At 46.1% G+C, this 24,685-nt stretch carries 24 protein-coding genes; 1 reads left to right on the top strand and 23 read right to left on the bottom strand.

The features are described 5' to 3' along the window. Positions 1 to 20: 20 nt before the first annotated feature. The 7 genes from G632_RS0105610 to mtaB all read right to left on the bottom strand — a co-directional run bounded on the left by G632_RS0105610 (position 21) and on the right by mtaB (position 5,298). Positions 21 to 665, bottom strand: coding sequence for an O-methyltransferase (locus tag G632_RS0105610; RefSeq protein WP_022768046.1), 645 nt, complete (start codon positions 663 to 665; stop codon positions 21 to 23). After that, positions 655 to 1,083 carry an endolytic transglycosylase MltG gene (locus G632_RS18925; RefSeq protein ID WP_022768045.1) on the bottom strand — a complete coding sequence of 143 codons (429 nt, stop codon included), beginning with the start codon at positions 1,081 to 1,083 and terminating at the stop codon, positions 655 to 657. The genes G632_RS0105610 and G632_RS18925 overlap by 11 nt, the downstream gene beginning before the upstream one ends. Before the next feature lie 18 nt (positions 1,084 to 1,101). Continuing rightward, positions 1,102 to 2,781, bottom strand: a complete 1,680-nt coding sequence (locus tag G632_RS0105600; RefSeq protein WP_022768044.1) for a ribonuclease J — start codon at positions 2,779 to 2,781, stop codon at positions 1,102 to 1,104. Between the two features lie 59 nt (positions 2,782 to 2,840). Then, positions 2,841 to 3,104, bottom strand: coding sequence for a DUF1292 domain-containing protein (locus G632_RS0105595; protein ID WP_022768043.1), 264 nt, complete (start codon positions 3,102 to 3,104; stop codon positions 2,841 to 2,843). Between the two features lie 6 nt (positions 3,105 to 3,110). After that, on the bottom strand, positions 3,111 to 3,536 hold the full coding sequence (ruvX, locus tag G632_RS0105590) for a Holliday junction resolvase RuvX (protein ID WP_022768042.1): 426 nt from the start codon (positions 3,534 to 3,536) through the stop codon (positions 3,111 to 3,113). Next, positions 3,536 to 3,811, bottom strand: a complete 276-nt coding sequence (locus tag G632_RS0105585; protein ID WP_022768041.1) for an IreB family regulatory phosphoprotein — start codon at positions 3,809 to 3,811, stop codon at positions 3,536 to 3,538. Before G632_RS0105585 ends, ruvX begins: the two co-directional genes overlap by 1 nt. 137 nt (positions 3,812 to 3,948) lie before the next feature. Next, the gene (mtaB, locus tag G632_RS0105580) at positions 3,949 to 5,298 is read right to left on the bottom strand and encodes a tRNA (N(6)-L-threonylcarbamoyladenosine(37)-C(2))-methylthiotransferase MtaB (RefSeq protein WP_035782094.1); all 1,350 of its coding nucleotides are present in this window, start codon (positions 5,296 to 5,298) and stop codon (positions 3,949 to 3,951) included. Positions 5,299 to 5,372: 74 nt separating this feature from the next. Here mtaB and G632_RS0105575 point away from each other — a divergent pair, with 74 nt between their 5' ends. Further along, positions 5,373 to 5,603 carry an HPr family phosphocarrier protein gene (locus G632_RS0105575; protein WP_022766493.1) on the top strand — a complete coding sequence of 77 codons (231 nt, stop codon included), beginning with the start codon at positions 5,373 to 5,375 and terminating at the stop codon, positions 5,601 to 5,603. Positions 5,604 to 5,685: 82 nt separating this feature from the next. On the opposite strand, the gene thiI is transcribed toward G632_RS0105575, so the two are convergent. The 16 genes from thiI to G632_RS0105495 form a co-directional block, all read right to left on the bottom strand. Then, the gene (gene thiI / locus G632_RS0105570) at positions 5,686 to 6,888 is read right to left on the bottom strand and encodes a tRNA uracil 4-sulfurtransferase ThiI (RefSeq protein ID WP_022768039.1); all 1,203 of its coding nucleotides are present in this window, start codon (positions 6,886 to 6,888) and stop codon (positions 5,686 to 5,688) included. Between the two features lie 10 nt (positions 6,889 to 6,898). Then, positions 6,899 to 8,056 (bottom strand): cysteine desulfurase family protein, encoded by a 1,158-nt coding sequence (locus tag G632_RS0105565; RefSeq protein ID WP_022768038.1) that lies wholly within the window; start codon positions 8,054 to 8,056, stop codon positions 6,899 to 6,901. A gap of 8 nt (positions 8,057 to 8,064) precedes the next feature. Beyond that, positions 8,065 to 8,823, bottom strand: a complete 759-nt coding sequence (locus tag G632_RS0105560) for an RsmE family RNA methyltransferase (protein ID WP_022768037.1) — start codon at positions 8,821 to 8,823, stop codon at positions 8,065 to 8,067. Continuing rightward, a complete protein-coding gene (prmA, locus tag G632_RS0105555; protein ID WP_022768036.1) occupies positions 8,823 to 9,860 on the bottom strand; it encodes a 50S ribosomal protein L11 methyltransferase in 1,038 nt (345 codons plus the stop codon). Before prmA ends, G632_RS0105560 begins: the two co-directional genes overlap by 1 nt. A 77-nt stretch (positions 9,861 to 9,937) precedes the next feature. Then, positions 9,938 to 11,116 (bottom strand): molecular chaperone DnaJ, encoded by a 1,179-nt coding sequence (dnaJ, locus tag G632_RS0105550; protein WP_022768035.1) that lies wholly within the window; start codon positions 11,114 to 11,116, stop codon positions 9,938 to 9,940. A 5-nt stretch (positions 11,117 to 11,121) separates the two neighbouring features. Then, positions 11,122 to 13,008 (bottom strand): molecular chaperone DnaK, encoded by a 1,887-nt coding sequence (gene dnaK / locus G632_RS0105545; RefSeq protein ID WP_022768034.1) that lies wholly within the window; start codon positions 13,006 to 13,008, stop codon positions 11,122 to 11,124. A gap of 45 nt (positions 13,009 to 13,053) precedes the next feature. Further along, the gene (gene grpE / locus G632_RS0105540) at positions 13,054 to 13,698 is read right to left on the bottom strand and encodes a nucleotide exchange factor GrpE (RefSeq protein ID WP_022768033.1); all 645 of its coding nucleotides are present in this window, start codon (positions 13,696 to 13,698) and stop codon (positions 13,054 to 13,056) included. Positions 13,699 to 13,728: 30 nt separating this feature from the next. Beyond that, a complete protein-coding gene (gene hrcA / locus G632_RS0105535; RefSeq protein ID WP_155828845.1) occupies positions 13,729 to 14,760 on the bottom strand; it encodes a heat-inducible transcriptional repressor HrcA in 1,032 nt (343 codons plus the stop codon). A gap of 213 nt (positions 14,761 to 14,973) precedes the next feature. After that, the gene (locus G632_RS22115) at positions 14,974 to 15,537 is read right to left on the bottom strand and encodes a DUF6465 family protein (RefSeq protein ID WP_022768031.1); all 564 of its coding nucleotides are present in this window, start codon (positions 15,535 to 15,537) and stop codon (positions 14,974 to 14,976) included. A 128-nt stretch (positions 15,538 to 15,665) separates the two neighbouring features. After that, positions 15,666 to 16,313, bottom strand: coding sequence for a phosphatase PAP2 family protein (locus tag G632_RS0105525; RefSeq protein WP_022768030.1), 648 nt, complete (start codon positions 16,311 to 16,313; stop codon positions 15,666 to 15,668). Positions 16,314 to 16,334: 21 nt separating this feature from the next. Beyond that, positions 16,335 to 17,525, bottom strand: coding sequence for a pyridoxal phosphate-dependent aminotransferase (locus G632_RS0105520; protein ID WP_022768029.1), 1,191 nt, complete (start codon positions 17,523 to 17,525; stop codon positions 16,335 to 16,337). Positions 17,526 to 17,649: 124 nt separating this feature from the next. Further along, positions 17,650 to 21,207, bottom strand: coding sequence for a transcription-repair coupling factor (gene mfd, locus G632_RS0105515; RefSeq protein WP_022768028.1), 3,558 nt, complete (start codon positions 21,205 to 21,207; stop codon positions 17,650 to 17,652). Beyond that, a complete protein-coding gene (pth, locus tag G632_RS0105510; RefSeq protein ID WP_022768027.1) occupies positions 21,204 to 21,833 on the bottom strand; it encodes an aminoacyl-tRNA hydrolase in 630 nt (209 codons plus the stop codon). The genes mfd and pth overlap by 4 nt, the downstream gene beginning before the upstream one ends. Before the next feature lie 83 nt (positions 21,834 to 21,916). Further along, positions 21,917 to 22,210: a septation regulator SpoVG gene (gene spoVG, locus G632_RS0105505; RefSeq protein WP_022768026.1), complete on the bottom strand. Its 294-nt coding sequence runs from the start codon at positions 22,208 to 22,210 to the stop codon at positions 21,917 to 21,919. A gap of 42 nt (positions 22,211 to 22,252) precedes the next feature. Further along, a complete protein-coding gene (glgD, locus tag G632_RS0105500; RefSeq protein ID WP_022768025.1) occupies positions 22,253 to 23,371 on the bottom strand; it encodes a glucose-1-phosphate adenylyltransferase subunit GlgD in 1,119 nt (372 codons plus the stop codon). Between the two features lie 2 nt (positions 23,372 to 23,373). Beyond that, a complete protein-coding gene (locus tag G632_RS0105495; protein WP_022768024.1) occupies positions 23,374 to 24,642 on the bottom strand; it encodes a glucose-1-phosphate adenylyltransferase in 1,269 nt (422 codons plus the stop codon). Between the last annotated feature and the right edge of the window lie 43 nt (positions 24,643 to 24,685).

Raw genomic sequence — 24,685 nt, 5'->3', positions numbered from 1 at the left:
TTATTCTTTCCTCTTAGATCTTAGAGCTTAACCGAAAGTGTCATTCCGTCTCCAACGGTTAGGATTACTGTGTTTAGCTGATCGTTGTGCTTAAGCTCATACAAATACTCGCGCATCCTTGCATGGATGGTGCGATTTCTTCTTGTTACCGCAAACCTTGACTCAAACACGTCTCCGTCCTGGAGGACATTGTCTGAAACCAAAAGTCCGCCTTTGTTAAGAATCCTCAGGCAGTCAGGCAAAAAATTGATGTACTGCCCCTTGGCTGCGTCCATAAAAATAAAATCATACCCCGGATCAAGACCCTTTAAAATATCTGTGGCGTCCCCCTCCAACAGTGTGATTTTACCTTCTGTGTCGTATTTGGAAAAATTCTCCCTTGCTACGGGAATTCTTTTTTCAAACTTCTCTATAGTTGTAATTTTGGTATCTGCATCTGTATATGTTGCCATTAAAAGTGCAGAAAATCCCACAGCGCAGCCAACTTCCAAAATGTTCTTAGGCTTATTCTGGGCCATTAGAAATTTAAGAAGTGCCTGTGTATCCTTGCGGATAATGGGAACCTGATCCTCTAGCGCTGTTCTCTCCAGTTCATCAAGAAACGGGAGATTGCCGGGATCAAGAGAATTTATAAAGCTGCTGATCCTGTCGTTCTCACCCACCATCTGACTCGTCTCCGCTCTCCTGGCTACTTGGGCCATCTTCTCCTTCGGCTCCCTCCTGTCCGCCTGACATTACTGTCAGCATCTCTTCAGGAGTCATGGCAGTGCTAAGCTCATAGGTTCCGGGCTTTTCCTTTTCATGGTACTCCGAGAATCTCTCCTGGAGCTTAAAGAGTGTCTTGTCCTTGATAAGGCCAAGGCCGGCAAGATTGTCAGCTATGGTATCCACATCATCTCCGCTCTTAACGGTAAAGCTCACTGTCCTTCCGGTACCGGATGAAACAGCTGACTGGTTAAAGATCTGGTATCCATAGCTGTAAGCCAGCTTAGAATATTTTGAGATCAGCATGATCACAATGATGACAAAAGCTGCCTTAACAGCCAGGTCCAAAAATCCCAGTGCAAATTTTTTTGCGTTCATAAAAACTCCCCGAAGGCCTTAGAAATGTGTATCCATAATGATCGGCATGATCATTGGCCTTCTCTTTGTCTTTTTCCATATGTAATCGCTAAGGGTATCCTTGACGATGTTCTTGAGCTTGGTCCAGTCGGTAATGCCCTTCTCAAGCGCCTCTGTGACGTCGTCATAAACCATGTCCGTCGCATCCTCAATGAGTTTGTCGGACTCCCTTACATATACAAAGCCTCTTGAAACAATGCTCGGACCTGATACCAGCTGAGCACTGTCCTTATCAATTCCAAACACAACAATTACAATACCATCTTCTGCAAGATGCTGTCTATCTCTGAGGACAACATTTCCTACATCGCCGACTCCGAGACCATCAACAAGGATAGCTCCCACAGGAACCTTGCCTGCCACTTTGGCGCTGTCCTCTGAAAGCTCAAGAATCTCGCCTGAGTGAAGGATAAAGATATTCTCCTTGGGGATTCCAAGGTCTTTTGCAATCCTTCTCTGAGCGATGAGATGTCTGTACTCACCGTGAACAGGCACGGAATATTTAGGCTTAACCAATGTGTAGATGAGCTTGATATCCTCCTGACATGCGTGTCCTGAAACGTGCACATCCTGGAAAATAACCTCTGCTCCCTTCATCTGAAGCTCGTTGATGATGTTGGTTACCGCCTTCTCATTACCCGGAATCGGATGAGATGAGAAGATAACTGTATCTCCGGCACCTATAGTGATCTTTCTGTGCTGACCGTTGGCCATACGGCTAAGGGCAGCCATACTCTCTCCCTGGCTACCTGTTGTGATGATGGTAGTCTTGCTGTCAGGGAAGTTCTTGATCTGATCAATATCTACAAGAGTGTTCTCAGGAATCTTGATGCACTCAAGCTTCTGGGCAATATCAATGATGCTGACCATACTCCTGCCTTCCACCGCAACCTTACGGCCGCACTTGTGGGCGGTATTTATGATCTGCTGAACTCTGTCAACATTGGATGCAAAGGTAGCAACGATGATCCTTGAGTTCTCGTGATCCGCAAACAGGTTATCAAGAGCCCTTCCCACAGTCTTCTCGGAAGCTGTAAATCCGGGGCGCTCTGCATTTGTCGAATCACACATAAGGGCGAGAACGCCTTTTTTACCGATCTCAGCAAAGCGCTGAAGGTCGATGGGGTCTCCGTATACAGGTGTATAGTCAACCTTGAAGTCTCCTGTGTGCACAACGGTTCCTGCCGGTGAATAGATGGCAAGAGCTGCTGCATCAACGATGGAGTGATTTGTTCTTATAAACTCAACCCTGAACTGTCCAAGGTTTATGGACTGTCCAAACTTTACAACCTTTCTGCGGGTCTTTTTAAGAAGGCCGTGCTCCTCGAGCTTGTGCTCGATAATGCCCATGGTAAGGCGTGTTGCGTAAACCGGCACGTTGAGCTCATGAAGAACATAAGGAAGCGCACCGATGTGGTCCTCATGTCCGTGGGTAATTACAAAGCCCTTTACCTTGTCAATATTCTCCTGCAGATATGTGATGTCAGGGATTACAAGGTCGATTCCCAGCATGTCATCGTCGGGAAAAGACAATCCGCAATCCACTACAATAATACTGTCTTCGTATCTGAAGGCAGTGATGTTCATTCCAATCTGCTCAAGGCCACCTAACGGTATAACCTGCAGCTTGGACGTGTTTTCAGTTTTCTTTTTGCTCAATATAATTCCTCCATATAAATTTGGCGGACGCACAGAATAGGATATAAACCTCTTGCCCGTTAAATATCCAGATCTATGCCATCCTCAGAAAGCAGCTTACTAAATACACCTGCAACTGCTTCAAGCTCCAGGTCGTCATCCACGATAACATAAACTGCCTCTTCATCTTTTAAATCGGAGTCGTCGCGCAGTATAAGCGCCTCTCCGTCACCATCTTCTTCATCTGTGACCAGTAGATATGTCTTGCCACCTATTGTGGTCTGTTCAAGACAGTAAAACTCTACCGCATCTTCGCCATCGGGGCTGAATAAAATCTTTTCCAAAATAAATCACCTTTTCAATCTGTTGTCCAGATAGTCCTGAAGAATTATCTGGGCTGCAATCATATCAACGTACTCTTTTCTGTCTTTCCCCTTGATGCCGGCTTCATCCATTATTTCATCCGCCTCAACTGTTGTAAGGCGCTCATCAAGCATCTCCACAGGAAGTCCTGTTCTTCTCTCAATCCTGTCTGCAAATTCCAGGCATAACTTAGAGCGCTCAGAGACCGACTCATCCATATTCAGGGGAAGTCCAACAATAACCTTCTCCACCCCGTACTCCTGAATGAGTTCTTCTATGCGCGCAAGAGTTCTTCTAAGTTTGTTTTCTTCTTTTCTACGGATAATTTCTTTGCCCTGGGCAGTGAGCAAAAGCTCATCGCTGATCGCCACTCCCACAGTCCTGGACCCGTAATCAAGTCCCATGATCCTCATTACTTCTTAGCCCAATCGTTGCTCTTAATGTACTCTGTGAGCATCTCCTCAACGAGTTCATCTCTCTCAACCTTCATGATAAGACTTCTTGCACCCTTGTGGCTTGTGATGTATGTAGGGTCTCCGGACATGATGTAACCAACGATCTGGTTTACAGGGTTGTAGCCCTTCTCAAGAAGTGCATCATAAACTACTGAAAGTACCTTTTTAACGCCTGTCTCAGGTTCTACTTCAACTTTGAAAAATTGGGTATTTCCTAAATCCTGATCTGCCATTATTTTTTCTCCATTCTTATATTTTGTGAGGGAGTCTTCCCTCTTATAATCCTTCAATTAAACAATATACCAATATAATGATACCAAACCATTTGCATTTGTTCAAATTTGAGTCAAACTGAAACGTCCCCATTGACTCAAACCAGAAGCGTTTCATCGTTTAGCATTCCGGTTGGCACAACGCTTGTGATCTCGCCGGATACAGCCTCACCATAAGCGTCTGTCCCCTCTTTTACAGCAACTCTGACATATCTGTCTGTGTGCCCTATCATGTATTTAGCGCCGCCGTGCTCCTCTTCATCCTCCCAGAGGACCTTGAGCTCTTCTCCGATAAAAGACTCTCTGTAGGCCTTGGAATCTCTCTCTGTAAGTTCGATCAGTACATCGCTTCTTGCAGACTTCTGTCTGTCGGTAAGCTGGTCGGGAAGACCTGCTGCCACGGTGCCCTTTCTTGGCGAATACTTAAAGACATGCATCTCATAGAACGCAATGTCCTCTGCAAATTTCCTGCACTCCTCAAACTCTTCCTCAGTCTCGCCCGGGAAGCCAACGATAACGTCAGTGGTTATAGCCGGCCTGTCAAATGCCTTGCGCAAAAGACCTACCGACTCCATATACTCTTCGGCGGTGTAATGTCTGTTCATTCTCTTAAGCACTGAGTTGCATCCGCTCTGGAGAGATAAGTGGAAATGAGGACAGAGCTTACTGATCTTTGCAAGCCTCTCAACATTTTCAGCGGACATGAGCCTTGGTTCGATAGAGCCCATACGGATCCTCTCTATACCATCAATTTCATTTACCTTCTCAAGAAGCTCTATAAGCTGTGGCTCACCCTTATCAACACCGTAAGAGCCCACATGAATACCTGTAATTACGACCTCTTTCAGTCCTTTTGCCGAAAGGTCTTTCACCTCAGAGAGAACATCCTCCATGTCACGGCTTCTGACCCTTCCTCTCGCGTAAGGGATTACGCAGTAGCTGCAGAACTGATTGCAGCCATCCTGAACCTTGATGTAAGCCCTTGTGTGCTCAGGAAGGTCTGAGAGTCTCATGTTCTCATATTCGTGTGTAGCATTTATGTCTATGACGCTCTTTCCGCCCATGGTCTTGTCAAAAGAGCCTTCTCTTGCCGACACGAATTCCTCAAGAATATCAACAATCTCTGACTTTTTGTTGTTGCCGATTGCAAGATCTATGCATTCATCCTTCTTGACGCCGTCCATTCCTGTCTCTACGTAGCATCCGACAGCCACAACCACAGCGCCTGGATTTTCTTTTTTTGCCTTGTGGAGCATCTGTCTTGATTTTCTGTCGGCGATGTTGGTAACGGTGCAGGTGTTTATGATATAAACATCCGCAACATCAGTAAATGGCACGATTTCACAGCCTGCAGCAGACAGCTTTTGCCCCATTACATCCATCTCATAACTATTAACTTTGCAACCAAGGTTGTGCATTGCAACCTTCAAACCACTAATCTTATTCATTTTTATGTTGAAAACCTCATTGACTTTTGACAATCATACGTTTACTATAAAGAAAAGAAGGAGGTACTTGACCAATGAAGACAGTTAAGATTTCTTTAAATTCCATCGATAAGGTTAAATCTTTCGTAAACGATATTACGAAGTTCGATTATGACTTCGACCTTGTATCAGGAAGATATGTTATCGATGCCAAGTCTATTATGGGTATTTTCTCACTCGATCTTTCAAAGCCGATCGACCTTAATATCCATGCAGAAGACGGCGCTGAAGAGATCCTTGAGGTTCTCAAGCCCTACATGGTCTAATCAATTTTTGATTAGATCTTCTTAAGAAGATTATTACAGACCATCCCAATTTGGGATGGTCTTTTTTTGCATAAATACCGCTTTATTTCTTTATCTCAATTACTTCGTCTGTATCAAGCGCTATCTGAACCAGCTCATCGATCTTCTCTGCGAGGTCCTCCTCGTGTCTTTCAATAATATCGAGCCTTGGCTTTGTTACAGGGTGTTTTGCAACAAAGATAGTGCAGCAGTCCTCGTAAGGAAGGATTGATGTCTCATAGGCATCAATCTTAACAGAGATATCTACGATATCCTGCTTATCAAAGGCGATAAGTGGCCTGTAAACCGGCATGTCTTTTACCACCTCACCTGTACACATAAGGCTCTGCATAGTCTGGGATGCTACCTGTCCGATGCTCTCACCGGTTACAAGTCCCATGCATCCGGATCTTGCTGCCAGGATATCTGCGATCTTCATCATGTATCTTCTCATGATGATGGTAAGCTCGTCGTGTGGGCACTTTTCATATATGTACATCTGAATATCTGTAAAGTTGATAACATGAAGCTTGATGTTACCTGTGTACTTGGCGATAACACCTGCCAGGTCGACAACCTTCTGCTTGGCCATCTCACTGGTGTATGGAGGAGCATTGAAGTAAACAGCCTCCATATCAACACCTCTCTTGGCGATCATGTAGCCTGCAACAGGTGAATCAATTCCGCCGGAAAGAAGAAGCATTGCCTTTCCTGCTGTACCGATGGGCATTCCTCCGGGTCCCGGGATGATCTCAGAGAAGATGTTGAGCTTCTCACGAATCTCAACATTTATAAGGATCTGAGGGTCATGCACGTCAACCTTCATCTCTGGGTAAGCATCAAGGATTCTGCCGCCGATCTCAGCTGCCATCTCCATGGAATCCATAGGATAGCTCTTATCAACTCTTCTGCACTTAACCTTGAAGGTGCGCTTCTTGTCCGGGTATACTCCGTCAACAAAGTCAACAACCGCCTTGCACACTCCGTCTACATCCGGAAGGTTGTTCTCTCCGTCTCTTTCTATTGTCACAGCAGGACAGATTCCGGTTATTCCAAAGACTCTCTGGAGCGCGGAAACTGTCTCGTCAAAATCAAAGCCTGTAGCCTCGATATATACTCTTCCTGCTACCTTGGAGATCTTGAACTCTCCGTCGCACTTTGCAAGAACTCTTTTGATCTGCTTAACAAGAGCGTCCTCAAAGATGTATCTGTTCTTGCCCTTAACTCCTATCTCTGCGTATTTGATAACAAAAGCATGGTACTGCATATCTTTCTCCTTAATGCCTGTAAAACTTTCTCATGGTTTCTACCTGTGAAGAGAGGACATCCAGAAGGTAGTCGATCTCCTCTTTGGTTGTCTGCGTGGACATACTGATACGAATGGTTGATTCCAAAAGACTCTTATCAAGCCCGATGGCCTTTAGTGTGTCCGAAACGTGTGGATTGTTGGAAGTACATGCACTTCCGGCTGAGACGTAGATCTCCTTGCTACTTAGCATGTTAAGGATGGTCTCCGCCGCCAGTCCCTTGATTGAGACGCTCACAATATGCGGAGCTCCCTTCTCGCACTCAGGGCCGTTAAGCCTTATGTCGGAAATCCTCTCAGTAAGGCTCTCCATCAGGTATTTCTTGAGCTCGTAAAGAGCACTTATCTTTGTATCAAAATCATCGTAGCACATCTGCGCAGCCAGGGCCATTCCTGCGATTCCCGGGACGTTCTCGGTTCCGGATCTCATGCCCTTTTGCTGGCCTCCGCCGTAGCAGATTGGGACAATCTTTGTACCTTTTTTGATGTACAAAAATCCCACACCCTTCGGTCCGTGGATCTTGTGGGCGCTGACAGCCAAAAGGTCGATGTTCATGGACTTTGGTCTTATCCTGAACTTGCCGTAGGCCTGCACAGCATCTACGTGAAATACTATCTGTTCATTTATAGATTTTATGAGCTTGCCGGCCTCAGCAATCGGTTCAACTGCGCCGATCTCATTGTTTACAAACATCATTGACACCAGGATGGTATCTTCTCTTATGGCGTCCTTAAGGTCTTCAAGCCTGACAACACCGGTCTCATCAACAGGAAGATAGGTTACCTCGAACCCTTCCTTAACAAGCTCCTGGCAGCTCTCCAAAACAGCCGGATGCTCAATTGAAGTTGTTATGATGTGCTTACCTCTCCAGGCATTGGCTCTGGCAGCACCGATTATTGCCGTGTTGTCTGACTCTGTTCCTCCGGAGGTAAATACTATCTCCGCAGGATCAACCTTCAAAGTATCCGCTATAGTCTCTCTTGCACTAAAGAGTCTGTTGCTTGAAACCACGCCCATATGATGGACACTTGAAGCGTTTCCGTATTCTTCTGTCATTATCCTGGCCACCAGCTGTGCTACTTCGTCGTAAGCTCTTGTGGTGGCTGAATTATCTAAATATGCTCTCATTTTATTTCTCAGCTTTCAAGGTGATACATAAGCCATGCTATTGCTGTAAATCCGGCTGTCTCAGTTCTCAGAATCCTCTTGCCCAGTGTGATGGGCTTTATGTTATTCTCTGAGCACAGCGCTATCTCTTCCTCGGAAAATCCCCCTTCGGGTCCGATGAAAAGAGCTATATTCTGGCCGGGTTTAATATCCTCAATTATCTGCCTGGTCACCGATATGTCTTTTGCATTCTCGTAGGGAATAAGGCGCACTTCAATGCCTTCGCTCCCGCAGTACTCTATGGCCTGCTTCATGGTCATGGGCATTAAAACTTCCGGAATGATGCCACGCTTACTCTGCTTGGCAGCAGCCTCGGAAATTGCCTGCCACCTCTTTATCTTGGCAGGAGCCTTCTTCTCATCGATCTTAACAACGCACCTCTTGGTCTTCATGGGCACGATCTTAAAGGCTCCAAGTTCAACCGCCTTCTGGATGATGAGCTCCATCTTATCAACCTTGGGAAGTCCCTGGAAAAGATATATCTTAGAGGGCAGCTCGTTCCCAAGCTCTTCTATAAAGCACAGATTGCCGATGACGGATGAATCCCTTATCTCTTCAATCTCGTAAAAGAGCTCTCGCCCTTCATCCTCTTCTCTGATGCTTACAGAGAACTGCTCTCCCACCTTCATGCGAAGGACGTTTACTATGTGGTTGTAATCGCTGCCTGTTATCTCGACCTTCTTGAGGTCAGGACTCACCTGACAGCTGTCTACAAAGAAATGAAACATCAGTTTTTCCTCGATGTGATTGAAACCCAGTCTCCCTGATGATGGATCTCGAGGATCTCAAGACCTGCATCAAGATGCGCCTTCTTTACTTCCTCTTCCTTGGTGTTGATGATACCTGAAGTGATGTAGATTCCGCCGCTCTTAAGCTGGTTAAGGATGACCGGTGTCAAAGGAACCAGTACGTTTGCCAGGATGTTTGCGACAACGATGTCATACTTATCGTATCCAACCTTGTCCTGGACTTCTTTATCGTCAATGATATTGCCGATCATCATGTCAAACTTATCGGCAGAAATACCATTGTTCTCCATATTTTCTTTTACCGCAGGAACTGCGCATTTATCAAGGTCTGTTCCCACAGCGTGCTTAGCTCCGAACATAAGGGCAAGGATTGAAAGAACTCCGCTTCCTGTTCCGACATCCAAAAGCTCTGTGTCCGCTGTTACATATTTCTTGAGCATCCTGATGCAGAGCTGTGTCGTCTCATGCATACCTGTACCGAAAGCTGTTCCGGGATCGATGTGAAGGACCATGTTAGCCTTGCCTTCGTCCTCTGCGCTCTCTTTCTCCCAGGATGGAATAACAAGTATATCATCAATATAGAATTTATGAAAGTACTGTTTCCAGTTATTGATCCAGTCTATATCCTCGGTGACATCAACGGATATTGTGCCGTCGCCTATATCAGAAAAAGACTTAAGTTCATCAAGCTTCTCTCTTATGGCCGCCTGCATCTCTTCGGGAGTCTTCTTAACTTTCTCTATCTCTCCCTCGTCATTTGGAAGTTCAACAGTGAGCATGTTGTTATCATCTATCTCTACAAAAAAGCTAAGATAAGCAACTCCGCTCTCAATGCCGTTTTCTGTCTCGTCCGGCTCAAGCTCAGGTGCATCGATGAACATCTGCTCCTTGTCTGCTGCAGATAAAGGTGCATTATCCTCGATCTGCGCTCCCTCAAGACCGATGTCCTCAAGGTAACTTACAATAATGTCCTCTGACTCTTCATTTGTTCTTACACGGAAACGCATCCATTTCATAATAGAATTCCTCTTTCACACGTAAAAAACTACCGTAGTTAATGCTTCTAACTACGGTAGTATATCATAAATCAGCGTCACTCCCAAAATTTCTTTTTCTTTTTGCCGCCTGAGCCTCCGGAGTTACTATCTTCATTACCCATGAGTCTCTCAGCTGCTGTAAGAGAATCGCCTGTCTTTTCATCGAACTTCTTAAGAAGGTCCTTAGCTTCCTTGGAGAGTTTCTCAGGAACCTGTACCACAAGTGTTACGTAGTGGTCACCTCTCTGCTCCTTGTCTCTAAGGGATGGGATACCCTTTCCGCGAAGTCTTACTCTTGTGTCTGTCTGGGTTCCGGCCTTAACATCGTAAGCTACCTTACCGTCGACAGTATCTATAAGAACTGTTCCGCCCAGTGCTGCAATAGCAAAGGATACAGGAACCATTGAATAAACGTTGTAACCGTCTCTCTGGAAAATAGGATGCTCAGATACAACAACCTCAACAAGAAGGTCTCCTCTTGGTCCGCCGTTGACTCCGGGTTCACCCTTTTCTCTTATTCTTACACTCTGGCCGTTATCAATGCCGGCAGGAATTGTAACCTTGATCTTCTTGCGACTTGCAATGTATCCGGTTCCGTGACAGTCGGCACACTTCTCTTTGATGACCTTACCTGTACCGCCACATTCAGGACATGTCTGAACGTTTCTTACAGTGCCAAAGAAGGACTGCTGTGTATATACAATCTGTCCCTTACCACCGCACTTGGTACATGTCTGTGGTGATGTTCCGGGTTTAGCTCCGGTTCCATGACATGTTGGGCATGGATCCTTGATGGTGAGCTCAAGCTCTTTCTCGCAGCCAAATACAGCCTCAAGGAAGGTTATGCGCACGCTTGCACGAAGATTGGCACCCTTTGAAGGGCCACTTCTTGCGCCGCCTCTTGCACGTCCGCCTCCGAAGAAGTCACCGAATATATCACCAAAGATGTCGCCAAAGTCTGCACCGTTAAAGTCGAATCCACCACTGAAGGGATTACCGCCGCCCTCAAAGGCCGCATGTCCGAACTGGTCATACTGACGCTTCTTCTCAGGGTCAGAAAGTACCGCATAAGCTTCGGATGCTTCCTTGAACTTATCGGCTGCAGTCGCATCACCCGGATTCATATCCGGGTGATACTTCTTGGCAAGCACTCTGTATGCTTTCTTTATTTCGTCCTCAGTGGCATTCTTACCAACGCCCAGGACCTCATAATAGTCGCGTTTCTGTTCCGCCATTTAACTCAGACCTCTCTGTAATCTCCATCAACTACATTGTCATCATTTGAAGATGTGCTTCCTGCGTTCATATCAGGACCTGCGCCGGCACCCATATCAGGGCCTGCACCTGCAGCACCTGCTGCTCCCTGAACGTTCTCATACATCTTAGCAAAGAGTGCCTGAGCATCGTTCATGAGCTTCTCCTTCTGGCTCTTAAGAGAATCGATCTCTGAGTCTGAAAGCTCTTTATCCTTGGTCTGCTCAAGTGTTTCCTTGAGAGCCTTGATGTCATCCTCAACTACCTGCTTCTGAGAAGCGTCGATCTTGTCGCCAACTTCCTGAAGAGCCTTCTCTGTCTGGAATACGAAGGAGTCAGCGTCGTTTCTTGCATCGATGCCTTCCTTACGCTTCTTGTCCTGAGCCTCGTACTCCTGAGCCTCTTTAACTGCCTTATCGATATCCTCATCAGACATGTTAGAACCGGCTGTGATTGTGATGTGCTGCTCCTTGCCTGTTCCAAGGTCCTTAGCTGATACGTTAACGATACCGTTAGCATCGATATCGAATGTAACCTCGATCTGAGGAACACCTCTCATTGCCGGAGGGATTCCATCAAGTCTGAACTGTCCAAGTGACTTGTTATCCTTAGCGAACTGTCTCTCACCCTGAAGTACGTTGATATCTACGGCTGTCTGGTTATCAGCAGCTGTTGAGAATACCTGGCTCTTCTTGGTAGGAATTGTTGTGTTACGCTCGATAAGTCTTGTAGCAACACCACCCATTGTCTCGATTGAAAGTGAAAGAGGTGTTACATCAAGAAGAAGGATATCGCCTGCGCCTTCATCACCTGCAAGCTTACCACCCTGGATACCTGCACCGATTGCTACGCACTCATCAGGGTTGAGGTTCTTGGAAGGCTCCTGGCCTGTGAGCTGTTTAACCTTCTCTACTACGCAAGGAACACGAGTTGATCCACCAACAAGGAGAACCTTACCGATATCTGCGTTTGTAAGTCCTGCATCCTTCATAGCGTTCTGAACAGGGATAGCTGTTCTCTCTACAAGATCGTGAATGAGCTCTTCGAATTTAGCTCTTGTAAGATCTACATCGAAGTGCTTAGGGCCATCAGCGCCTGCTGAGATGAAAGGAAGGTTGATGTTGGTTGTTGTTGAAGAAGAGAGCTCCTTCTTAGCCTTCTCTGCAGCTTCCTTAAGTCTCTGCATAGCCATCTTATCGCCTGAGAGGTCAACGCCCTCTTTGTTCTTGAAATCCTGAACCATCCAGTTGATGATCGCCTGGTCGAAGTCATCACCACCGAGGTGTGTATCACCGTTTGTTGAAAGAACTTCGATAACGCCGTCACCGATATCGATGATTGATACATCGAATGTACCACCACCAAGGTCGTAAACCATGATCTTCTGCTCTTTCTCGTTATCAAGACCGTAAGCCAGAGCTGCTGCTGTAGGCTCGTTGATGATTCTCTTTACCTCAAGACCTGCAATCTTACCTGCGTCCTTAGTAGCCTGACGCTGAGCATCATTGAAGTAAGCAGGAACTGTGATAACTGCCTCTGTAACCTTTTCGCCGAGATACTGTTCTGCATCAGCCTTCAGCTTCTGAAGGATCATAGCTGAAATCTGCTGAGGTGAATACTTCTTGCCGTCGATTGTACGGCCGTGATCTGTACCCATATCTCTCTTGATTGATGAGATTGTGTTCTCAGCATTTGTTACTGCCTGACGCTTAGCAGGCTCGCCGACGATTCTCTCGCCGTTCTTTGTGAAAGCAACGATTGAAGGTGTTGTTCTAGCGCCTTCTGCGTTAGCGATAACGGTGGGCTTACCACCTTCCATAACTGCTACGCAGCTATTAGTTGTACCAAGGTCGATACCAATAATCTTACTCATTTCTTTTTCCTCCGTTTATAATAATAAGATTCTGTATTTACTAAGTTATTGTGCTACAGCCACCATGCTGTGTCTGAGCACTGTATCATGGAACATGTATCCCTTCTGAAGCTCCTGGGCAACGATTCCGGATTCGTATTCCTGGGATTCCACCTGCATTACTGCATTGTGGAGGTTTGGATCAAACTCTTTTCCAACCGCTTCTATGGGGGTTACTCCGAGATCTTCAAGCTGCTTGATGAGCTGCTTGTAAATCTTGTTCATGCCGTCTGCAAAAGCTCCGTCTTTCTCAGCTTCGGGAACTGCTGCAAGACCTCTCTCAAAGTTATCTACTACAGGAAGGAGCTTCTCAAGGACATTGCCCTGACCAAGTTCGAACTGCTGTGATTTCTCTTTGTCGGTTCTCTTCCTGAAGTTCTCAAACTCCGCCATCTGTCTCAGGACTTTGTCGTTAAGTTCATCGATCTTTTCCTGAAGCGGATTCTTCTTTTCTTTTTTATTTTTTTCTTTTTCTACAGTAGCCTCTTTTTCAGCATCATCTTTTTCCTCCTGTGTATCAGGTGTCTGTGCTGTTTCTTTCTCTTTGGCTTCCTCTTCAAGTTCTTCCATGATGTTCTCAAGAACTTCTTCTTTTTTCTTTTCCTCAGCTGTTTTAGCCTTGGAAGAAGCCTTCTTCTTATCTTCGCTCAATTCAAATTGCCTCCTTAAAGCTTATGGGAGCTAGTCCCTTTTATATAGATCATCAAGTGCGTGACGCATGTTCTTAAGCGTCTTTATAACCTTGTCGTAATCCATTCTCTTGGGTCCGATGATTCCTACCGTACCCTTCATGCCATCACCAAGCTCGTACGTTGCGGTAACAACGCTGCAGTCCTTCATGGACTGGATCGGTGTCTCGTTACCGATGTAGACCTGGATTCCGGTCTCTTCATGGTCAGAGGAGAGTGTGTCCTCAACGATACTCGAAAGGTCCTTGGTATCCTCAAAGGTGCTGATGAGCTCGCTGGCCTTGGCCGAATCCGTAAGCTCAGGATACTTAAAGAAGTTCATCGTACCGCTGGTATATATCTGAAGGTCGTCATCAGCTGTAATTGATTCTGCAGCTGCATCGATGACGTTTCCGATGATCTCACTATGAATTCCGGCTTCCTGCTTGACTGCTGCGATAAGGCCTAAGTTAATGTCCTCTACAGCAAGTCCGTCCAGCCTTGTATTCATGAGAATGTTAAGCTTGAGCATTGTTGCGTCATCAAGTTCCTCTTCAACGGGAATGATCTTGTTCTTAATGACGTTTCCTTCTATGACGATGGTCGCCAGAAGGTGCTCTGCATCAACCTTGGAAATCTGGATGAACTTGAGCTTGTTCTTGCGGATCTGGGGTGCTGAGATCATTGTGGCGTAGTTGGTATCAACCGCTAGGGTCTTAGCCACCTGCTTAAGGAGGTTCTCAAGCTTCTCTTCCTTATCAAGAAGCATCTCCTTCATGTTCTCAACTTCCTGTTCCTTGTCCCTGAGCATCTCATCTACATAGACTCTGTAGCCCTGGTCGGAAGGAATTCTTCCCGCAGAAGTGTGGGGCTGAATTATAAGTCCCATCTCCTCAAGGTCTGCCATCTCATTTCTGATGGTGGCTGAACTCAAGTTAAGATCAGTATCCTTGGAAATAGTCCTTGATCCGACAGGCTCTCCTGTCTCAAGGTAGTTCCTTACTATTGCATGTAGTATGGTTCTCTTTCTCTCATCAAGTTCCAAGTCTGTACCCCTTCCTCTGTCTCCGGATTTCATTGAAAGGCTTTTATTTTGAGTTGTTAGCACTCAATCCATTCGAGTGCTAACATCTTCTCTGTAACATAAAATATCACTCGCGAGAACTAATGTCAACCTTCTAAATGTTAAATATGGATAAAAAAAACAGCAGGCACTGAAAGTGTCTGCTGTCTGTAGTCTCATTATATAAGAGAATGATCAAAGATCGATTCTGCCCTGTACCTTGTCATCAACAACGTAGTAAGCTGCATTCTCTTCAGGCTTTACATAAACGCTGAGCTTCTTCATAGCGTCTACATCTCCGCCCATATCGTACTTGTAGTTGTTCTTAGCGTTTGTAACGATTGTATCGTATGTAACGCTTCTGTCACCATACTGAAGAACGATGTTGGTCTTAACTTCTGTTGTAGCTGCTGCCTTCTTTGCTGCAGGCTTCTTAGCTGCTGTAGCTTTCTTTGCAGGAGCTGCCTTCTTAGCAGGTGCTGCCTTCTTTGTCTCAGCCTTCTTTGTTGTAGTAGCTTTCTTAGCTGCAGGCTTCTTAGCCTCAGTCTTCTCAGCTGCCTTCTTAGGCTCAGCCTTCTTAGCAGGTGCTGCCTTCTTAGCTGCAGGCTTCTTAGCTGCTGCTTCCTTAGCAGGTGCCTTCTTCTCTTCTGCCTTTGCAGGAGCTGCCTTAACTTCTGCTGCCTTAACTTCTGCAGCTACAGGTGTCTTGATTGTTGCAACAGGCTTCTCAGCTGCATCAGTCTTCTTGATCTCTGCCATTTTTACATTTCCTCCTCAAAATCATTGTCTGATTTGTTGTAGCTCGTTAAAACAATAAAGCGATTACGAAATAGAGTTTACACTCATTATTTTGCCTTGTCAACGCATTTTCAAAGTTTTAAGGACTTTTAATCCTTGATATATGCGGCATAAACAGAAACCAGTGTCAGGGAAAACAGTATTCCCGCGAGTATGTCGGTGGCCCAATGCACTCCGGCCAGCATTCTTGCGCATACTCCGACTACCATAAGCACGGCACCAGCAATAGTCAGTATTCTGACATAGCTCTTTTCGGAAAAGAGTCTTTTCCATGCGATTATGGCACTTCCGAAGACGCTGCAGATAATCAGTACATGGCTTGATGGGTACGAGGTCTCAAGCTCAGTCTCTCCGGGCGGAATGATCGGTCTGTAGTTGATCGGGATCTTACTGAAAGCAACGTAGATGATCGCAACCACCAGATACAGCATTCCAAGTCCAAGGATGGTCTTTCCGACTTTGGAAATACTCTTTGTCTGTACAAGTTTTACAACGCCCATAAAAGCGAAGAACGCAACTACCAGAAATGCCAGCACCATCACCAGATCAGATATAGTGTCAAACATTTCGTTATATCCCAGAAGATTGGCAACAGCTCCGTTCAATGAAGAAAAACCAACGGATGTGCCTTCCGGACCTATGGCCGCTCTGTCCACAAATGCTGTGAGAACCGAGAATATCACAGTAACCAGTAAAAGACATATCGGCTTTGTCGATGAATTTTTCTCAAACTTCAATTTAAACATCCCCTTTCGGCATTACTTACCATATTCCTCTTTGACGAATTTTCTGAGGGCAACCATTGCTCTCTCAACCTTTTCGGTATCGATGCAGTAAGCCATTCTGAAGAACCCGGGTGCTCCGAAACCGTCAGCCGGAACAAATACCAGATCGTACTTTAAAGCTTTTTTACAAAATGCTACTGAATCCTCCTCCAGTGCCTTGGGCATTATATAGAAGGTTCCGCCGGGCTTAACTACTGTGAAGCCAAGTTCAACAAGTGTGTCATAGATGATGTTCATGTTGGTCTCATAAACTGAGAGATCCGCTGTAAGTGAACATACCTTGGCAACAGCCTGCTGAATAATAGAAGGAGGACAGTTGTGTCCTGTGCCTCTTGAAATCTGTCCGCACATGGGAACGATGATATCCGCACCCTCGCAAGCAGGATTAACTGCAACGTATCCGATACGCTCTCCAGGAAGTGAGAGTGACTTGGAGAATGAATAACAGCTTAAGGTGTGATCGTAGAACTTTGAAACATAAGGTGAATCTGCTCCCTTGAACACGATCTCTCTGTAAGGCTCATCTGAGAGAAGGAAAATGTTGTGACCATACTCTTTTGACTTCTCTCTTAAGATATCAGCAAGTCTCTGAAGTGTAGCAGTTGAATATGCAATACCTGAAGGGTTGTTAGGTGTATTTACAAGAACTGCTGCCACGTTCTCATTTATCATCTCCAGGAACTTATCGAAGTTGATCTGAAAAGAGCTCGTATCTGCCGGAACTACGCTGAGCTTACAGCCTGCGCCTGTGATGTATGGACCGTACTCAGGGAAGTATGGAGCAAAAGCGATCATCTCATCGCCGGGCTTAGTCACTGCTCTTACTGCATGCGCAACAGCACCTGCTGCTCCGGTTGTAGGGAAGATATGCTCCGGACCATAATTCATTCCGAATCTCTCATTCAAAGATTTTGCTATCTCTTCTTTATATAGAGGGTTTCCAAGGCTTGGTGTATAGCCATGAAGTGTCATGGTGTCCTCTTCCTGAAGGAGTCTGATCATCTCATCCGTAAACTCCTTGGGAACTTCCACACTCGGATTTCCCAGACTGAAATCAAATACGTTCTCGTATCCTACTTCTTTTCCCCTGGCAGTTGCATACTCTGAAAGCTCTCTTATTACTGACTTGGCTCCGAGCATGCTCTTGTATTGTTCGTTAATCATAGCCGTTCCTCCTAAATATATATATGGCTGTTCGTATATCTATGCCGTGATATTTGTATGATTATAGCATAATACCTGTTTGATTATATCATATTGTTTAGCAGTTTACATTATTAAAGTGCCATCACGCCCGCAGCTCTCTGAGCTTCTCAATAAGCGTCTCGGCGTCTTCAAGAAGCTGCTTCTCGGCCTTGGTGGGGTTTGTGTCCTTCTTGTACTTGTAGACAAATACCGGAATGCCGGTGCTGTGGAAGGCCATGTTCCCCTTGTAGGAGGCGATAAAGCCCGGGATCTTGCCGGGATCTATCTTGGCGTTTGGACTTATCTTGATCTCGATACTGCCGTTTCCGCCCTTTACTTCCATGATGTAGAGCTCGTGCGCCCTTGCACGTAAAAGAGATATACGAAGAAGGTTAAGTGCTGTCTCGGGAACTTCTCCGAATCTGTCTATGAGCTCGTCCTTCATCTCATCACATTCTGTCTGATTCTCTATGCTTGCGATCCTCTTGTAGATCTCAAGCTTCTGATCCTCGTTTAAGATATAGTTGTCAGGAATAAAGGCACTGACATCAAGGTCAATACTTGTTCCGGGCATATCCAGGACTTCCTCGGTATCCTCGCCCTTTCTGATCTTGACCGCTTCACCGAGCATCTTGCAGTAGAGATCGTATCCTACTGCTGCCATGTGTCCGCTCTGCTTTTTGCCAAGGAGATTTCCTGCACCTCTGATCTCAAGGTCCCTCATGGCGATCTTGAATCCGCTGCCCAGGTCGGTAAACTCCTTGATGGCTGCAAGTCTCTTTTCCGCAACTTCCTTGAGCATCTTGTCTCTCTTATACATAAGGAAGGCATAGGCTGTCTTGTTGGATCTGCCGACACGGCCCCTTAACTGATAGAGCTGGGAAAGTCCCATCTTATCCGAGTCATGGATGATCATGGTGTTAACGTTAGGGATATCAAGTCCTGTCTCAATAATAGTAGTAGAGACAAGAACATCTATGGTTCCGTCGATGAAGTCGTACATGATTCTCTCAAGCTCCGACTCCTTCATCTGGCCATGGGCAAAGGCAACATTGGCTTCAGGCACAAGCTTCTGAATTCTGGCAGCTGTGTCAGCTATGGTGTTGACTCTGTTGTAAACATAGTAAACCTGTCCATTTCTCGAGAGCTCTCTGACAATGGCCTCTCTCACCAGCTCGTCGTTGTACTCCATGACGTAGGTCTGGATCGGAAGTCTGTCGTTGGGCGCTTCCTCAAGAACACTCATATCTCTGATACCAACCAGTGACATGTGAAGAGTCCTTGGGATAGGAGTAGCTGTCAGCGTCAGAACGTCAACATTCTCCTTCATGGTCTTTATCTTTTCCTTGTGGGTTACGCCAAAGCGCTGTTCCTCATCCACAATAAGAAGACCGAGGTCTTTGTATTCAATATCCTTTGACAGGAGCCTGTGGGTTCCGATAACAACGTCAACTAGGCCCTTCTTAAGGTCTGTAACAGTCTTTTTCTGCTCGGCCGGTGTCCTGAATCTGGACATGAGATCAACCCTCACCGGGAATGCACGCATTCTCTCGGAGAAGGTGTTGTAGTGCTGCTGAGCAAGGATGGTTGTGGGAACCAAAACCGCCACCTGCTTGCCGTCCTGAACCGCCTTGAAAGCTGCGCGAATAGCAACCTCTGTCTTTCCAAAGCCAACATCTCCGCAGACAAGTCTGTCCATGATCCGGCTTGATTCCATATCTCTCTTGGTATCGTCGATGGCAGTGAGCTGATCCTCCGTCTCCTGATAAGGGAAGGCATCCTCAAACTCCTGCTGCCATACTGTATCTTTTCCAAACTCAAAGCCCGCAGCCTGCTGCCTCTTGGCATAGAGCTCCACAAGATCCTGAGCCACCTCTTCAACCGCAGCTCTGACCTTATTCTTGGTGTGGCTCCAGTCGCCGCTTCCAAGCTTGTTGAGCCTTGGCTTGTGAGCGTTCTCATCATCGCCACCGGATGCGTACTTCTGGATGACAGAAAGACCTGTAGCCAGAACGTAGAGATTTCCGCCACCTCCGTACTCGATCTTGATGTAATCCTTGACCACGTGGTCGGTCTCAATCTTCTCGATGCCTCTGTAGATACCAAGACCGTGGTCCTCGTGGACTACATAATCACCTATCTTAAGGTCAGCAAAGTCGGAGATCTTCTCGCCGCTGTACTGGCTCTTTTTCTTTTTCTTCTTCCTTGTGTGCTCGGTGAAGATATCACTCTCCGCAATGACTGCGAACTTGATGTCAGGATACTCAAAGCCCTTCATTATCCTGCCGTAATAGGTCATGATCTCGCCGGGCTGCAAGACCCTACCCGGATCCTCGCTGTAGAAGGCGCTGACAAGGTTGTCGCGAAGGTCCTCAACTATTCTCTTTGCCCTTGTTCTTGAGCCGGAGAGAATGAGCACCTTGTAGCCTCTTTTTGCGTAATTTTTAAGGTCGCTGACCAGAGAGTCGAAGCTGTTGTTGTAGGCTGCGATACTCCTTGCCTTAATGTCCCAGCTCTTTTCCGGGGAAAAGAGATTTAGAGAAGCCGGCATTGCAAGAGCAGACACCAGGACTCTCCTGCCGTTACCCATTCTTGCTATGCAGTTGTCTATGGGGTAAAGAATGTCCATCTGTCCCGGAAGCACATATCCCTTTTCTGCTCTGTGGGTCATGCTCTCACGAAACTCCGCTTCAACAGCCATGGCGTGTTCCTGAACGCGCTGTGGCTCGTCGATAAAGATACAGCTCTTGCCCTTGGGGAACATCTCCTGGATGGTGACTGTATCTTCATAGAAATATCTGATATAGCTCTCGAGATTGACTGCTGCCTTCAGTTCAAAGAGCTGCTCCTTGAGCTCCTCAGTCTGCTTTTTTAGCTGATGAGCTTCTGCAGTCTTAAACTCATCTCTCAGAGCCTTTACTACTTTATCTGTATCTTCCTGAATCTTCTCAAACCCCTTTTCAAGCTCCTCATCCTCAAGGATGATCTCGGAGGCCGGGTAGATATCCACAGACTCAAGCTTCTCAAGGGATCTCTGGGAGAGAATATCAAAGCTTCTTATGGAGTCGATCTCATCGCCCCAGAGCTCGATTCTGAAAGGATTTTCCTCTGTCAGGTCAAAGACATCCACAATATCTCCGCGGATTGAGAACTCACCGGGAGCTTCTACCTGATAGTTTCTGGTATAGCCCATGGTGACAAGCTTTTTGCCGATCTCAACAACGTCTATCGCACTGTGTCTGTCCAGAGAAAGGATATGATTCTTGATGACTTCGGGCTTTATCTGCGGAGTCATAAGGGCAGCAAAAGTAGTGACCACCGTTACTGGTCTTCCCTCGATGAGCCTTCTCATGCATCTGATTCTCTGCCTTGCGATCTCGTTGCTGTGAACGTCGGCCTGGTAGAAGATCAGATCCTTGGCGGGATATACTGTGACATTTCTGTCGTAAAACTTGTAGTCTTCATAGATCTCTTTTGCCCGAAGGTCAGAGTAGGTCACGATGATCCTGTACTTGAAATCAGCGCCAAGACCGTCTATGAAGTGGAGCTTCTGCGAATCAACGCAGCCTGTTACCTCAGCGCAGGCGAAGGGCTTTTCAAGATACTCATTTATTTCATTAAATTCCTTCAGCTCAGAAAGGGGTGTGGTGATCGCTCTCATTTAACTTTTCCGTTGAATTTGTTCATGGCGCTGTCGGTGCCTTCATCGATAATGCAGGCGACAGCTTCGGCTGCTCTTTCAATACTTTCCTCAATAAGGGTGGCGTCTTCTCCCTCAAAGTGTCCCAGGACCCAGTCCACCATATCCCACTGTTTGGGCTTTTTGCCAACTCCGATGCGGACTCTTGAGAATTCATCATGCCCAAGCTGAGCTATGATGTTCTTAAGTCCGTTGTGTCCTCCGGCGCTTCCCTTGGGGCGAACTCTGAGGTTCCCCACATCAAGCTCGACGTCGTCGGAGATCACGATAAGATTTGTCTTTGAATCTATTTTGAAATAATTACAGATAGGAGCCACTGCCTCACCACTGAGGTTCATGTAGGTCAGGGGCTTAAGGAGGATAACTCTCTCGCTTCCTATCCTGCCCTTACCATAGACTGCCTTAAACTTGGTCTCTGTAAGACCTATGTTATATTTATCGGACAGGTGATCAATGGTATCAAAGCCCACGTTGTGCCTGGTTCCGAAATATTTTTTCTCCGGGTTTCCAAGTCCCACTATAACGAACATATTGCCGTCTTCCTCTTTATTCTTCCCTGAAAATAATGCCTTTAAAAATTCGAACATCCCATCCCCCAGCATAAATCAGGGGACCTAGTAATCTAAGTCCCCTGTTATTATACCCATTATTCACTTTAAGCTATTGTCTGTCAAGCCTCTGCAGGCGCTTCCTCGCCCTCCGGCTCCTCAAGAGATGCCTTGTCGTAAGCCTCAAGAATCTGGCTCTGAAGTACGCCTCTCATGTCTGAGTTGATGGGATGCGCGATGTCACGATACTCTCCATCAGCTGATTTCTTGCTGGGCATTGCAATAAAGAGTCCTCTCTCGCCCTCGATCACTTTGATGTCGTGTACAACGAACTCGTTGTCAAAAGTAACCGAAACCACTGCACGCATCTTGCCCTGCTTTGTAACCTTTCTAACACGAATATCTGTAATCTTCATAGTGTAACCCCCTCTTGATTACAACTCTGTTGCCGAATAACCTTAGATTACGTACCTCTCGTTATTCTCTACGACTACCTTTATTCCATTTTCTTCTTTATAATATGAGTTTGCCTGTATTGTGCCGTGGCTCTCTACAATGCAATTCTCAATATGTGAGTTATCTCCGATGTATACATCATTCAGAATGATTGAATTCTTGATGTAACAGTTGTTTCCGATGAAGGCGCCTTTGAAGATTACTGAATCCTCAATGGTTCCGTTTATGATACAACCGCTGGAGATAAGGCCGTTCTTAACGTTTACCCCTACGTTATACTTAGCCGGCGGAAGGTCGGAAACCTTAGTGTAGATACCCGGATACTCACGGAAGAAGTACTGACGGATCTCAGGCTTTAAGAAGTCCATGTTAGTCCTGTAGTAATCTTCTACGGAAGCGATGTTGCTCCAGTAATCCTTGATCTTGTATCCGTATATTCTCTTCATATCCTTGTATCTTACAAGGATGTCTCTAACAAAGTCGTATCTCTCTTCCTCTTCAGCTCTCTCAATGAGCTCGATGAGCTGTCTTCTTCTGATGACGTAGATACCACAGGAGATGGTGTTGGATCTTGATACAACGGGCTTCTCCTCGAACTCCTCGATACGGCTCTCCTCGTTCATACGAACGGTTCCGAATCTCTCAGTGTCGATTGTTGCCGGCATATCCTTGCATACAACTGTGATGTCAGCCTGCTTCTGAATGTGGTACTCAAGAAGCTTGCCGTAGTCCATCTTATATACGCAGTCTCCTGAAGTGATAACCACATACGGCTCGTGGCAGCTTCTAAGGAAATCAAGATTCTGTGCAATCGCATCTGCTGTACCTCTGTACCAGAGATTACCTGATGCCTTAACTGCGGGAGTGAATACGTAAAGTCCTCCCTGCTTACGTCCGAAGTCCCACCACTTTGATGAACTTAAGTGTGTGTTAAGACTTCCTGCATTGTACTGTGTAAATACGGCTACTGTCTGGATGTGAGAGTTGGTCATGTTACTAAGTGCAAAGTCGATACTTCTGTAAAAACCAGCCACCGGCATTGCGCAAACCGCTCTTCTCTTGGACAGTTCCTGCATCCTGCTACTGCTGCCGCCTGCTAAAATAATACCAATCGCCCTCATACTTAATCACCTGCCTTATCTAATGTTCTTCCGCTGTCCAGGACTCCGTCCACGTAGTCGTCAGCAGTTGTAACTCCGGAGATCATAGTGTTCTTACCAACCTTTACACCGTCTGGTATAACTGATCTCTCTCCGATAGTGCAGAGACCTTCACAATAAATTCCGGGCTTGGTCTCATTCTCTTTTTCCTCGAAGGTTCCCAGTATAACGCCGTTTCCAATCTGTGCCCTCTCAGCAATGATAGCTTTCTCAATGCTGCAGTTCTCACCGATCTGAGTCTCGTTCATGATGATGGAATGGCTGACAACCGTTCCCTTACCAATCTTGACGCCGGGTCCTATAACTGAGTTGTAAACCTTACCTTCTATATCGCAGCCTTCGCCGACAATACTTCTCTCAATGGCACTCTCCGGGCCAAGGTACTGTGGCGGCTGAACTCCGCTTGATGTGTAGATCTTCCAATACTCTTCGTAGAGATTGAACTCAGGCACGATGTCGATGAGCTCCATATTGGCTTCCCAGTAAGATGTAAGAGTTCCTACATCCTTCCAGTATCCGTCGAACTCATAAGCAAATAATGACTGTCCCTGTTCCTTGCAGTAAGGAATGATATGTTTACCAAAGTCCAGTCCTGCCTGATCTTTATTCTTGATAAGCGCATCCCTGAGGGCCTTCCATGAGAAGATGTAGATACCCATCGAAGCAAGATTGCTGCGTGGATGCTCAGGCTTCTCCTCGAAGTCCACAATACGCTTGTTCTCGTCTGTTATCATGATACCGAATCTGCTGGCCTCTTCCATAGGAACAGGCATAACAGCAATGGTAACGTCAGCACCGCTTGACTTATGGAAATCAAGCATTGTCTCGTAGTCCATCTTATAAATATGGTCACCGGAAAGAATCAGGACATAGTCCGGGTTATAGTTTTCCATGTACTCCATATTCTGATAGATTGCGTTTGCAGTTCCTGTGTACCACTCACTGTTCGCACTCTTTTCATACGGAGGAAGAACTGTAACTCCACCGAAGTTACGGTCCAGATCCCACGGTATTCCAATTCCGATATGGGAATTAAGTCTGAGCGGACGATACTGTGTCAGAACGCCGACAGTGTCCACTCCTGAATTGATGCAGTTACTGAGTGGAAAGTCGATGATTCGATATTTTCCCCCAAATGAAACTGCAGGCTTTGCCATCTTAGATGTCAGAACGCCCAGTCTGCTACCTTGCCCACCTGCTAAAAGCATGGCGATCATTTCTTTTTTTATCATGCTCCACCTCGTTGCTAAAAGATCTTTGTGACTCACCAAATTG

Origin of the sequence: Butyrivibrio sp. NC2007, assembly GCF_000421405.1 — a bacterium.
GTDB lineage: Bacteria > Bacillota > Clostridia > Lachnospirales > Lachnospiraceae > Butyrivibrio.
Note: the sequence above shows the minus strand (reverse complement) of the source record. Positions and strands in the feature narration are given on the sequence as shown.